General features: G+C 45.2%; 11 protein-coding genes and 1 pseudogene. 6 read left to right on the forward strand and 6 right to left on the reverse strand.

Annotated elements, in window-relative coordinates; translation table 11 throughout:
• Positions 1-211 precede the first annotated feature (211 nt).
• Together GCU48_RS24310 and GCU48_RS24315 are read left to right on the forward strand one after the other, a co-directional pair.
• Positions 212-1,198 carry a LacI family DNA-binding transcriptional regulator gene (locus tag GCU48_RS24310; RefSeq protein WP_152381737.1) on the forward strand — a complete coding sequence of 329 codons (987 nt, stop codon included), beginning with the start codon at positions 212-214 and terminating at the stop codon, positions 1,196-1,198.
• 87 nt (positions 1,199-1,285) lie between these two features.
• Positions 1,286-3,565, forward strand: coding sequence for an alpha-galactosidase (locus GCU48_RS24315; RefSeq protein WP_152381738.1), 2,280 nt, complete (start codon positions 1,286-1,288; stop codon positions 3,563-3,565).
• A 466-nt stretch (positions 3,566-4,031) separates the two neighbouring features.
• Here GCU48_RS24315 and GCU48_RS24325 read toward each other — a convergent pair whose 3' ends face one another.
• On the reverse strand, positions 4,032-4,337 hold the full coding sequence (locus GCU48_RS24325; RefSeq protein ID WP_025718528.1) for an ArsR/SmtB family transcription factor: 306 nt from the start codon (positions 4,335-4,337) through the stop codon (positions 4,032-4,034).
• A gap of 109 nt (positions 4,338-4,446) precedes the next feature.
• On the opposite strand from GCU48_RS24325, the gene GCU48_RS24330 reads away from it, so the two are divergent.
• Positions 4,447-5,619, forward strand: a complete 1,173-nt coding sequence (locus tag GCU48_RS24330; RefSeq protein ID WP_025718530.1) for an MFS transporter — start codon at positions 4,447-4,449, stop codon at positions 5,617-5,619.
• Positions 5,620-5,803: 184 nt separating this feature from the next.
• Here GCU48_RS24330 and GCU48_RS24335 read toward each other — a convergent pair.
• A pseudogene (locus tag GCU48_RS24335) lies at positions 5,804-6,597 on the reverse strand (SDR family oxidoreductase).
• A gap of 19 nt (positions 6,598-6,616) precedes the next feature.
• Positions 6,617-6,907 (reverse strand): DUF1330 domain-containing protein, encoded by a 291-nt coding sequence (locus GCU48_RS24340; RefSeq protein WP_025718535.1) that lies wholly within the window; start codon positions 6,905-6,907, stop codon positions 6,617-6,619.
• Positions 6,908-7,044: 137 nt separating this feature from the next.
• On the opposite strand from GCU48_RS24340, the gene GCU48_RS24345 reads away from it, so the two are divergent.
• Entirely contained in the window at positions 7,045-7,920 is an 876-nt protein-coding gene (locus GCU48_RS24345; protein ID WP_025718536.1) for a LysR family transcriptional regulator, read from the forward strand.
• Positions 7,921-8,026: 106 nt separating this feature from the next.
• Here the strand turns inward: GCU48_RS24345 and GCU48_RS24350 are convergent, their stop codons facing one another.
• Positions 8,027-9,889 (reverse strand): stalk domain-containing protein, encoded by a 1,863-nt coding sequence (locus GCU48_RS24350; RefSeq protein WP_152381739.1) that lies wholly within the window; start codon positions 9,887-9,889, stop codon positions 8,027-8,029.
• Positions 9,890-10,194: 305 nt separating this feature from the next.
• On the opposite strand from GCU48_RS24350, the gene GCU48_RS24355 reads away from it, so the two are divergent.
• Positions 10,195-10,524 carry a DUF3817 domain-containing protein gene (locus GCU48_RS24355; protein WP_152381740.1) on the forward strand — a complete coding sequence of 110 codons (330 nt, stop codon included), beginning with the start codon at positions 10,195-10,197 and terminating at the stop codon, positions 10,522-10,524.
• A 151-nt stretch (positions 10,525-10,675) separates the two neighbouring features.
• Here GCU48_RS24355 and GCU48_RS24360 read toward each other — a convergent pair whose 3' ends face one another.
• Positions 10,676-10,927, reverse strand: a complete 252-nt coding sequence (locus tag GCU48_RS24360) for a YolD-like family protein (protein WP_007432418.1) — start codon at positions 10,925-10,927, stop codon at positions 10,676-10,678.
• A gap of 188 nt (positions 10,928-11,115) precedes the next feature.
• A complete protein-coding gene (locus GCU48_RS24365; RefSeq protein ID WP_152381741.1) occupies positions 11,116-11,685 on the reverse strand; it encodes a TetR/AcrR family transcriptional regulator in 570 nt (189 codons plus the stop codon).
• Positions 11,686-11,820: 135 nt separating this feature from the next.
• Here GCU48_RS24365 and GCU48_RS24370 point away from each other — a divergent pair, with 135 nt between their 5' ends.
• Positions 11,821-13,284 carry a DHA2 family efflux MFS transporter permease subunit gene (locus GCU48_RS24370; RefSeq protein WP_208812043.1) on the forward strand — a complete coding sequence of 488 codons (1,464 nt, stop codon included), beginning with the start codon at positions 11,821-11,823 and terminating at the stop codon, positions 13,282-13,284.
• Positions 13,285-13,322 lie beyond the last annotated feature (38 nt).

A 13,322-nucleotide genomic window follows, 5' to 3' on the forward strand; every position in this document is an offset into this window, starting at 1 on the left:
AACGGCCCCCATTGCCCCCCAATCTAGCGAAGACGACCAAACCACTTACGAGCTAGTGACAGAATATTCATCATGTTAACACAACTTATCAGCACAGTAATAGATCAAAATTAATCCTAAAGATTCAACCACCACCTTGAAAGTATACTAGGGATATGTTAGGATAAAGTCGAATTTTAGTAAAATTATTAACTAAAAAGGTGTGAACTCTTTGGCAACCATTAAAGACATTGCCCGTGAAGCGGGTGTGTCTGCCGCAACCGTTTCACGGGTTTTAAATAACGATCTGTCACTGTCCGTGAGCCCAGACACCAAGAACAGAATTTTTTCGATTGCAGAGCAGCTCAGATATAAGCCTTCCCGGCTGAGGCAGTTAAAGCGGAACACGGAACGTGCCGGGAAAACAGTCTCCCTCTTGCTGTGGTGTTCTATTGAAGAGGAAAGGGATGATCCGTATTACGCCTCGATTCGCCGTGGAATCGAGCTGCGCTGTGAAGAGCTCGGCCTGACGTTGGGACAGACCTTGCGAGGCCGCTCTTCTATCGCAACCTTGCAGAAGACGGACGGTCTGATTGTTGTGGGTGGAGTTGATCCTGATGAGGTGATCAAGCTGCATCCCGACAAGAACACCATTGTCCTTGTCGATCAGTACGATGAACAGCTGGAGTACGATTCCGTACGCCTCCATTTCCGACAAGCTGTTGATCAGGCGCTCGGACATCTGATCGAGCTGGGCCACCGACAAATCGGGTTTATCGGCGGCAAGAGCGACGGAGAGCGACGGGCGCATTATTTTGAACGGTTCATGCGGGACCAGGGGTTGTACAATCCTCAATTCGTCCGTGTAGGCGCCTGGAGTACCGCGGATGGATATCTGATGATGAACGATCTCCTTGCCGAAGAGCAAAGACCAACAGCCTGCTTCGCTGCAAGCGACCCGCTTGCCATCGGTGCTCTTCGCGCCCTTCATGGACATGGAGTCAAGGTACCAGAGGATATGGCTATCGTCGGTTTCGACGACATTGAGATGGCGGCCTTCGTTCAGCCTCCGCTAACCACTGTACGCGCCTATCCCGAACAAATGGGAAAGGCTGCCGTTCAACTGCTCTCTGAGCGGTTTGAGGGACGTGAACCTCCTGCGCACAGCGTGATTGGCACTAAGCTTGTCATACGGGAGAGCTCGTGCAGAAACAGCTAAAATAGGCACCTGAAAGTCTTAACCTCTTTGATAAATATCCTTACGTTAAAACAAATTGATATTATTAATCCTCAAGGAGTGAATACCATGAATATTCATGTAGACGAGACGCTTGGCTTGTTTCACCTGCAGTCCAAGGATTGCAGTTATATTATCCAACTTGTAGAAGGATATCCCGCACATGTCTATTGGGGAGCTCAGCTTCATCATGACAAAAATCTGGCAAGTGTACTGGAACTTAGAGAGCGCTGCTCCTTCTCTCCCAATCCTGTTCCTTCCAACCGCACGATTTCTTTGGACACGCTTCCCCAGGAATATCCTCAGTATGGAACAAGTGATTTTCGTCAGCCTGCTTACCAGGCTGCACTTGCGGACGGAACTCGGATTACGGAGCTAAAATATAGTGGCTACCGCATTGTACAGGGTAAACCAAAGCTAGAGGGACTTCCTGCCGTCTATACCGAATCAGATGATGAAGCGACAACTCTCTTTCTGATCCTTGAAGACCAATACTCGGGCCTTAAGACCACACTGCTCTATACTGTATTTGCCAATCACAGCGCTATTGCCCGGTCTACTCTTTTTGAGCATAAAGGAAGCGCTATCATAAATATTGAGCAAGCCATGAGCGCCTCTGTCGATTTCGCCGATTCCAACTACCAAGCTCTCTACCTGTCCGGAGCTTGGGTGCGGGAAAGACATATCCAGCGTCGCGACCTCGGACCCGGGGCCATTCGGTTGGAAAGTCGCAGGGGCTCCAGTAGTCACCAGATGAATCCCTTTCTGGCACTGCTTCGTCCTGATGCAACTGAAGATCGTGGAGATGTATACGGCTTCAGTCTGGTCTATAGCAGCAACTTTGTCGCACAGGCAGAAGTAGAGCAGTTCAACCAGACCCGTGTAAGTATTGGAATCAATCCCTTTGATTTCTCTTGGCGACTTGAACCAGATCAGTCATTCCAGACCCCCGAAGCCGTACTGGTCTTTTCAGAAGAAGGTCTTGGGGGCATGTCGCGTACCTATCATCGACTCTACCGCACACGTCTGTGCCGGGGGGCTTACCGTGACAAAGAACGTCCGATTCTCGTGAACAATTGGGAAGCCACATATTTCGACTTCGATGCCGATAAAATCGAGGCGATTGCCAAGGAAGCAGGACCCCTTGGAATTGAACTGTTTGTTCTTGATGACGGTTGGTTTGGCAAACGCGACAACGACGATAATTCACTTGGAGACTGGTTTGAAGACCGCCGCAAGCTGCCCGGGGGTCTTGCCGACCTGGCCAAACGAGTTAATGAACAAGGATTACAGTTCGGGCTATGGGTAGAGCCGGAGATGGTGTCTCCTGATAGTGAATTGTACCGCAAGCATCCCGATTGGTGTCTGCATGCCGAGGGTCGGCGGCGGACTGAAGGTAGATCTCAGCTGGTGCTCGATCTTTCGCGCAAGGAAGTATGCGACTATTTATACGATACACTTAGCTCTGTTTTTTCGATCGCTCCGATTACTTATGTCAAGTGGGACATGAACCGTAATATGACGGAGATTGCATCGGCTACAGCTTCAAGCGAACGGCAAAAGGAAACCGCGCATCGTTATATGCTTGGACTTTACGATCTGCTGGAACGCCTCACCTCCCGGTTCCCGGACATCTTGTTCGAAAGCTGTTCCGGAGGAGGCGGTCGATTCGATCCCGGAATGCTCTACTATATGCCGCAAACATGGACCAGCGACGATACCGATGCGATTGAAAGATTGGCTATCCAGTACGGAACAAGCATCGTGTATCCGGCCAGCACCATGGGGGCACACGTATCGAGCGTGCCGAACCACCAGGTGGAACGAATCACCTCCTTGGCCATACGCGGCGACGTGGCAATGAGCGGCAACTTTGGCTACGAGCTTGACCTTACTGCATTTACAAAGGAGGAAAAAGAGCTCGCTGCCAAACAAATCGCCCAGTACAAGGAAATTCGCTCCCTAGTACAGCAGGGGAATATGTATCGGCTTCTTAGCCCTTTTGAAGGCCGAGGCGATACGGCATGGATGTTTGTTAGCGAGGACCAATCTGAAGCGTTTGTCGCTTATTTCCGCGTGCTGGCTGAGCCGAACGGACCAATCCGGCGATTAACTCTAAAAGGACTTGATCCGAAGAAAAAGTATACAATCGAAAGCGGAGCGACGGGCAACACTACAGATCATGGGGGTAATACCTTGATGGAAGACGGCGGTTCCCCCTTCCGTGCAGCGTTCGGCGGCGAAATCTTTGGAGGTGACCGCCTAATGAAAATTGGACTTGTTGTCTCGGATCTGACGGGAGATTTTGCCAGCTCTACCTTCCGTCTTAAGGCTATCCCACGCAGATAACGGATCCAGCCAGTAGCATAAAGTGACGATATAAAAATGTAAACAAGGCAGACCGGATAATCGGCCTGCCTTGTTTAATCATTAGACGGATAATTCCGTTATCTGCCCGTTTCCGAATAATATTACTTCCCAATTTAATCCATTATATATTATTCCCTAAAGAGGACAGTATACAGATCATACACCAAGCTTTAGATGCGGGCCAGAGCAGTTAAGTCAGTTTTTGGATGGAATGGCCTTGCGCCTTAGCCCAGATTTGCTGGATGCCATCGATACAATAGTATCTCCCGGTATAAGAATAGATGAGAATGAACAAATCTGGAAACCTGAATGGTTGAATCCCTCCCGCCGAAGACGAGCTTAAATAAAAGAACGAATAAATATAATAATAACGTTTGTTTTCTTCTATAGCTTCGTTATTTTGTCCGTTAAACGAAAAGCAGGCTGTCCATCGACAGACTGCTTTTTATTGCTCCATACCCAGCAATACAGCCGACAGCAAACCGGGAAAGCGTGAATTCAAATCGTCGTATCGGATAGAAATGAATCGCTGGGTTCCCACCAATCTCGTATGAATGACTCCTGATTCCCGGAGAACCTTGAAATGATGGGACAAGGTTGACTTTGGAGCTGAAATATCTAACGAGCTGCATGATTGCTCCCCGTTTTTGTCCAAAATTTTGATGATGTTAAGCCGGATCTGGTCACTAAGCGCATATAAAACGGTGGATAGGTTTATTTCATTAACATTGGGATGATACATCGTTCTCAAAATCCTTCACCTGCCCGTACAAGAATTATAGTTGCATTATAGCATAAGTGGTGCTATATTTCTAATGTTCGAAAATATTCGAATAAACGAAATTATGGAGGTTTCCGCTTTGAACAAAATTATCACCTTGTTTTTCTTTATTATGTTTTTCATCGGAACTGATACGTTTATTGTATCTCCGCTTTTACCGATCCTCCGCGAGACTTTCGGTATTTCTGTCGAACAGTCGGGTTGGATCGTTGCGGCTTATGCTTTGGGTTATGCCGTGTTTGCCTTGATTGCAGGGCCTCTGTCAGATGGATGGAATCGAAAAAAAGTGCTGCTATTGGGCTTGCTTGGTTTCGGTGTGTTCACACTGCTATGCGGTTTTGCTGCTGACTTTTGGACCATGTTTGCTTTTCGCTTTCTGGCTGGGATTAGTGCCGCTTTTGCCTCGCCTCAAGTCTGGGCCGCCATTCCGCAGCTGGTTCAACCGCATAAAATTTTAAAAGCCATGGGAGTGGTCACCGCAGGATTGGCCATTTCCCAAATGCTGGGCGTGCCCATCGGCAGCTATCTTGCTACCGTCAAATGGCAAACACCATTTATCATAATTGGCAGCTGCACCTTCCTGCTCGTTTTACTTACTTTTGTTCTATTACCTTCTATGCCTGCTGCTCAACAACAGCATAAAGCAGCCGCGATTGGGAGCAGATATCGTTCTTTACTGCACAGTTCGACATCCAAGGTTGCTTTTCTCGCCTATTTCCTCTTTCAACTTGGAAATTTTGCTGCATTCTCTTTTATTGGCATCTGGCTTTCTGACAAATTTAACTTAAATACTGCAAGTATTGGTACCGTGATTCTATTCCTGGGTTTGGGAAATACGATTAGCAGTTTTTTCGGCAGCAGCCTGGTTAACAAAGTGGGGCCTAGACACTCTTTTATGTATGGTGTAATCTTCATCGTCCTGCTTTATTTACTGCTTCCATACTTGCCTAGTGTAACCTATGTTGAAATTACATATTTTCTGATCTTCTTCATCCTTGGAATGATTTTTCCGCTTATGATGAGTTTGCTTCAAACTCTGTCTGCCACAGCACGTGGAACCATCTCTTCACTCGCCAACTCCTCGATGTATTTCGGAACGACCGTTGGCTCTTTCACTGCGGGGATTCTGTATGCTCACACGGGTGGTTTTATTTCCGTCAGTCTTTTTACTGTGCTTTGTTTCAGTATGTCACTGGTCCTATTCCTGCGAAGCGGGGTTTTACCAAGCTCCTCTCCTTCATCTGCTTCCTAAAATGGCATAGCAATTTTAAAAATCTAAAAAGCCGGGCTAAAATAACAGCTCGGCTTTCATTTTATCTACTATTTTGAATAGCAACTCCCTCCACCTTGACGTTCACCACAATCGTGGATAACCCTGCCATATTAATCATATCCTCCATGACATTTTGCTGTAACTCTCGGCTATGATTATAGCCTTAGACAGTAGGAACCGTTCCACCGTCGATGACATAATCGGCGCCTGTAATGGAACCCGCACGATCTGAAGCCAAGAATGCCACCAATTCGCCAACTTCTTCCGGATAACCAGGGCGGCCTAAAGGTATGCCGCCCAAAGCATCCATTACGGATTGAAGCACACTCTCCACACTGCCTGTTACCTTAGCAATATTCACCATCATCGCGTCAGCAGCAATGGTTTGAATGAACCCTGGTGATACGGTATTAATACGGATGCCTTTGGGAGAAAACTCCTTGGACAAGCTTTTGCTATAGTTAGTCAAAGCGGCTTTGGCAGCAGCATATGGTACAGTAGACTCGTACAACGGCAATTTTCTTTGAATAGATGAAATATGAATAATTACACCTTTGCCCTTATCCAGCATCATTGGAAGCAATCCACGATCCAAACGCACAGCAGCCAGTAAATTCCAATTCAAGGTTTCAATCCAGTTCTCATCCGTTACTTCCAGTGCACCACCTGGAGGCGTATTAGAGCCCCAACGTTATTTACCAAAATGTCAATGGTTCCAAAACGCTCTTTCACTGCCTCAATAACCTTTTCTACACCTTCAGGGGTTGAAATGTCTGCTTGAACAAACAGGTTAGGATCAGCAAGTTCAGCCGGAATAGAACGTGCAGTCGTCAGGACGGTTGCACCAGCCGCCGCGAATCTTTGAGCAATCTTCTCTCCCATCCCTTTCGTACCGCCTGTTACAAGCAGTTTCTTATCTTCGAATTCAGTCATTGGGTTTGCATAAGTAATAGCCATTAAATTTGATTTCCTCCTTTTACGAAATTCCTTCAATAATCATTCCACGGTAGGTTCCGCCCTTCAATCGGTGCTGCACGGCATCCTGATAGGCGGGACTATAATACCAAACTTTTGCTGCTTCAAAACTGGGAAACTCCAGCAATGCAGCCCCTTCTGCTTCAGGACCCTCGATGACTTCATTCTTGCCATACACAGCAAGTGGTGTAACAGGGTGGCCTTCCAACCCTGCTGGAGCTTTAGAGGAATACATCTTGAGTTCTTCCGGATCATTGGTCTTCTCTCGTATAAAAATTACATAAGCCGTCATATTGGATTACATCTCCTTTTGTTATTTGTTAAGGCTCTCAAATTCAAGCTTATTGTAATCTTGACGTGAATTGATTGTCTAATTTATAGTTTTAATAAAATCTATTATTATTATTCATATTTTAAGAGGTGTTCCTAGTGGAGCTTACACAATTGCAGTATTTTTTAACAGTTGCGCGTCTTCAGCATATGACTAGTGCATCCAAGGCGCTCAACATAACCCAACCCGCATTAAGCCATGCGATTTCCAAGCTGGAGAATGAACTCGGAATTCCTCTATTCGAGCGGAATGGCCGGAATGTAGAGCTTAACCGATACGGGAGAATATTTAGCAAGTGGGTTGAAGAAGCGCTTAAAAATCTTGAAAAGGGAAAACAGGAGATTAACGAATGGTCTAATCCTGATAAAGGTGTCATTCATATTTCTTATTTGAACATTTTGGGTATTGATCTGGTTCCAGCGTTAATCAGGGATTATCAGATCACAAATCCAAGTGTACGCTTTGATTTGACACAAGGTAATCTGGGCGATATCAACGAGCACTTCGATAAAGGTCATTCCGATTTAATGATTACTTCAAGAGAGTCCACTGTGGATGATCATGAATGGATTGTCATTCGGAAAACGCCTTTGTATATTGTTGTTTCTGATCAGCATCCTTTTGCCAACCGATCCTCTTTAAGTTTGTTTGATTTATCCGGTGAACCCTTCGTTGGTCTCAAGAAAAATTGCGGATTAAAAGCCACCATAACCTCCCGGTTCGAAAATACAGGTTTTATGCTGGATTCCACTTTTGATGCAGAAGATTTACCCACTGTGGCGGGGTTTATTAAAGCCGGGCTTGGGGTATCTGTACTTCCCAAAACCTTTGGCTTAATGCTCGATGGACTTGTATGGGTTCCGATTCAGGAGGAGGGCTGGGAATGGGAAGTAGGATTAAAATGGAGAAAAGACCGCTATGTATCTCCAGCAGCCAAGCGATTTATTGATTATATCGACCAACAGAGTAACTAATTGTTGGGTTTGCAAAAAAACTGTCCTATAGGCAGTGTATTGTTTAAATAAATTTATAAAAAGAGTTCCATAGTTTTCACTGTGGAACTCTTTTTTACAGATACATTTATTTTGTAATCGTAATTTGTTTGGATGCAGTGTTATAGTTCACTTGATAACCCGAAAGCTCGCTAATAACTCGTAGTGGAACCAGCGTGTAGCCGTTAATAATAACCGGAGCTGTGATGTTCGTCGAGTAATTCCGGGAGTTGTTTAATTCGTACACCGCAAGGGTCGTATTCTTGACTTGAAGCACCACCTGTTTGCCGTCATCAGGACGGTTCAGAATGATCTTTTTAGTTGCTTTATCATAGCTTACCTGATAGCCCACATGTTCACCAATAAAGCGCAGCGGAACCATCGTTACCCCATTTATGGTTCGCGGAGCCTGAGCTATCGTTGTAGCACGACCATCGACATAAGCTGATCTAGCTCCTGGTGTCAGGATAAATGAGCTTGAATATGAGGCAAACGCATTGTTCGTGTATGAGTTCGTTGTACCGGAAGTCGTTGTAGTTGGGCTCGTCCCGGACGATGAACTGCTGGTACCAATCGCTCTATTGCGAATAGCTTCCAGCCGATCCAGCAGATCGCTTTTACGTGACCCGCTCGGCAAATCACTGATTGCATCTCTGGCAGAACGCCAGTCGGAGGCATTCAAACTATTTTCCGCAATCCGCATCAAATCCCTTGCTTTCTCATAATTCGATGAGCTGGACGACGACGAAGAGTAGCTATCTGCACGTTCCGAAATCTTTACACCGCTAGATTCTCTTCCATTGCTATTAACGGTTGTAACCTTAATCTCATACCAGCGTCCTTCACGCAAATCCGTAATTTTGTAGGATTCAGAGGAGGTAGTCCCCTTGTAATCACCATCAACATATATTTTCACTTTTTCAGCCGAACTCGGCATATCGTAGGTGATTTTAATCCAGGTATCGCTCTTGCTATCTACTTCAAGATTGGATACTTCTGACGAATTGGAGGACGTGCTGTTCGTTGTGGCAGTCAGCCTCACACCGGAGGACAATGCACCTGTGCTTCGCTTGGACCTGATCATAAACGTGTATGTCTGGCTTGCCGAAAGATTGTTGAATGTATAGGATGTTCCTGTTGAGTCTGTTATCAGCGTTCCATCCCGATATAAGCTTACCGTACTAATTCCGCTAGGACTCGTCCAGGAAACGGTAACGCTATAGTTATTAACCGATGTTACTGTAGCTCCTGTCACTTCCGGCACTGTATCGACGGTGAGCGCTGAGGTCGTAACCGGAATACTGATTCCTCCGGATATGTTACCGGATTTGTCTATAGTCCTGATCATCACTGTATAGTTTGTGGAAGCAATTAATCCACTGAACGTATAGGACGTCCCTGTAGTACGCTGCACTTCATTGCCATTTAAATAGATAATGGCTTGGCTCAAGTCAGCGTCCTTGGGCATTATGTAATTTACGGTAAAAGCGTTATACCCTAAATTCGCCACTGTCAATCCGCTTACCTCTCCCGGGGGTGTCTTATCTACAGGAGCGCTTGTAGAAGCAGTCTTGGCCTGTATTGTAGTACCTTGAGATTCATCTCCACTCTTATTCACCGTCTTCACTCGGAAGGTATATGTCGTATCCGGCTGTAAGCCGCTCAACGTATAAGAGTTACTTCTAATATTATCTACATACACATCGTTGCTGACACCGATCAACTTTACATGGTCAAAATTAATGTCCGACGGATTAGCCCAAAACAAATTCACCCTTGTTGTATCTAACGCAGCCGCATTCAGATTGCTTACCTCTGCTAGTGCAACACTCAGAGCAGCGGCTTGGCTCGCCAACGCATCTGTTCCTCCCCAAATTCCATATCCCGTATTTAAAATCAGTGTAGCTGTTGCGAACGGAGCCATCCATTGGCGCAAATGCTTCTTATTCATGGTCAATGCTCTCCTTGATAACAGTATAGAAATTTTAATTTTCATAATTATAAATAAGCCTACAAATCCTCCTGCTGTAGCCTAGCTTTTAAAATGTATACCATAATGGTTACATGTTCATTTAACTGTTATCGGAATTATCATAGAAAATGTTTAGGGCTTCACATTCTTTGATGATAAGTGAGAACTCAGACATCCGCTTGGGGATGCTGTAAATATTCGATATTTCGTAACTTTTTATCGTCTTGCCGTATCAATTTGTAGGTTATATTAAATTTTAACTAATAAAATAAAGGAGGTTTATGATGTTTAAAAATGCATTTAAGACCTTTGGTCTCATCGGTAATATTGAAGCGATTTCATATTTACTGCTCATATGTATTGCCATGCCGCTTAAATACGCAGCCGGAATGCCGCAAATGGTAAGCTGGGTGGGGATGATTCATGGGGTACTGTTCGTGGCTTATGTGGCTGCGATTGTAGTCATGCTGATTTTACGGAAAATAACAATACTGCAAGGGCTCATGGCTTTGATTGCCTCACTGCTGCCGTTCGGGCCGTTCATTTTTGATCGTAAAGTATTAAAAAAAGCTGAAGCACGGGGCAATAGCACTACTCCAATAAAGGCTACATAAGCATGTACGGGGTTTCTTCCTCTTCCTCTCTCATGTGCCCTCTATACAAAAAAACAACCGATGGCTTCAAACCACTCGGTTGTTTTTTGTATAGAGATTGTAAAGATACTAATTATCTAGGTTTTCCTTCTTCTTAACTATGTAAGCTTAACTAATCTCTTGGGTAATTGACACTCATGATGTCCATAAAAGGAACTTTATCCGTCTCACCATTATTCTCTACATGAACTCTCCCTGTTCTTGGGTCCATTTTGACAATCTGTCCGCGAACTGCTTCTTCACGCCCCCAAACGGTCAATACGACTTCTGATTGCTCTTGTTGTGCCTCTACAAGCTGATTCCCGATTTCCTCCAGCACAAATTCATCCCGAGTAGGCCGTTTGGCCACCTTCGCCTTTGCCACTTGCGTTCACCCTTCCTTGCGTACAAATCAAATTCATTCTATTTTACCATACTTTTCATCATTTGGTACTGGTAATCCGAGTAAAAATTTATCCACGGATATATAAAAAGGAGCCGATTTCTCAAGACAAGAAATTCGGCTCTCAAAGCGGCTGTTCTAGCTTATTCGGAGTGTTTTGAAGGCTCAGATTATTTAATCAGCTGTGGAATATAATCCACCACATTATAAATGGGTTCACTGCTCTGTTGAGTAACAGCCAGTATTAAAGCTCCTTCCAACATGGATATAATGAGCACTGCCAGACTGCGCGCTTTTTCTTCCATCCATCCATCCGCTTGAAGACGCTCCATATAGAGATGCTGCCAATCTGTAAACGTATTCACACAGGCATGGCGGAGAGATTCACTAATGCAGGAAGTTTCTGCAGCAGTCCAAAAGCCAATCGGCATAAATCCGTTAAAGCTGACGCGATCTGCCTCCTCAGCTGTATTGCGAATAAATTCCTGAATGGCCCTCACGGGGTCATCGTTCTCTGCCAGAGTCTCTTTCAGTTTTTGCTTAATAAACTCGTTCCCTCTTCTAATACACTCTAACGCCAGCTCTTCCTTGCCACGTGGAAAATAATAATAGAGAGAACCCTTAGGTGATCCACTTTCTGCAAGAATCTGATTAAGCCCAGTAGCGTGATACCCTTGATGAAAAAAGAGCCTCGACGCGGTTTGTACGATATTCTCATATGATTCGGGTTTAGCAGCCATATACAGCATCCTTCGTTGTATGATATTTAAATTTTATTTTGACAAAAAAATAATAGCATGTTTATTATATATAGACCGATCGTTATAATTCAATACCCATCAATATATTGGAGGAACAAAAACAACATGAGTACAATGAGTCAAACAAGCACTCCTTCTGAACCCACAACGTTCAAGGTGCTGCCTATTATGATTGCCCTGCTGCTTAGTGGTTTTATCGGAATGTTTAGTGAGACGGCGCTGAACATTGCGCTGAATGATTTAATGCAGATTTTGCACATTACGACAACAACAGCCCAATGGCTGACTACAGCTTTTCTGCTGACACTTGGTATTTTGGTACCTGTATCTGGATTGCTGCTGCAAACCTTCACGACAAGACAGCTGTTTGTTGCATCGTTACTATTTTCTATTGCAGGTTGTCTTGTTGCTGCGCTCGCACCTACATTTTCAGTGCTACTGATCGCACGCATTCTTCAGGCCGTTGGTACGGCGCTGTTATTGCCGTTGATGTTTAATACCATCCTGATCATTTTCCCGGCTGAAAAGAGAGGCGCGGCGATGGGGATCATCGGATTGGTGATTATGTTTGCACCTGCGGTTGGGCCTACGATTGCAGGATTGGTGCTGCAAAATCTGTCCTGGCACTGGATTTTCTGGATCTCCCTTCCGTTCCTGGTATTCTCGTTAATCTTCGGTATTTTCTTTATGCAAAATGTTTCGAAAATTACCAAGCCGAAAATTGACATTTTGTCTATCCTATTGTCTTCCATCGGCTTCGGCGGTGTCGTGTTCGGTTTCAGTAAATCCGGAGAAGGCGGCGAAGGCTGGGCCAGCCCGGTTGTTTTGCTGCCTGCGATCATCGGGTTGATCGCGTTGATTCTGTTTTCTATGCGCCAGTTAAAAATGAAGCAGCCAATGCTGAATTTGCGTGTTTTTAAATATCCGATGTTTGTCATTGGTGTCGTGATGATCTTCCTGTGTATGATGACCATCCTTTCTACGATGTTAATTCTTCCGCTCTTTTTGCAAAAAGGGCTGGCCCTGTCCGCTTTGACAGCAGGTTTGGTGCTTCTGCCAGGTGGGATTATCAATGGTCTTTTGTCTCCCATTATGGGCTCCCTGTTCGATAAATTCGGTCCCAAATGGCTCGTCATCCCAGGGCTTGCGATCGTTGTCGCTGTTTTGTTTTTCCTGTCCGGCATTACAACGACATCAGCTATCGTACTCATTATCGTGCTTCATTGCTGCCTGATGATCGGGATATCCATGATCATGATGCCAGCTCAGACGAATGGTCTAAACCAGCTGCCTCTGGAGCTGTACCCGGATGGAACAGCCATTATGAGCACGCTCCAGCAAGTTGCTGGTGCTATTGGTACAGCCATAGCAGTAAGCATTCTCTCCAAAGGCATGGAAAGCTATTTGAGCCAATCCAGCATGCCTGAATCCGTAAACGAAATGGCGAATGCCATGGTGTTCGGATCCCAGCATTCATTTTTCTTTGCCATGATTGTCAGTGTGATCGGGCTAATCCTTGCCTTTTTTATCCGCAGAGTTCATGTCAAAAAAGGGGCAGCCCAAGCTCCGATGCACTAACTGACAAGCCTATATAAAGGCTGCTGACCTTATTTCCA

It is taken from the genome of Paenibacillus brasilensis, from assembly GCF_009363115.1.
In the GTDB taxonomy this organism is placed as follows: Bacteria; Bacillota; Bacilli; order Paenibacillales; family Paenibacillaceae; genus Paenibacillus; species Paenibacillus brasilensis.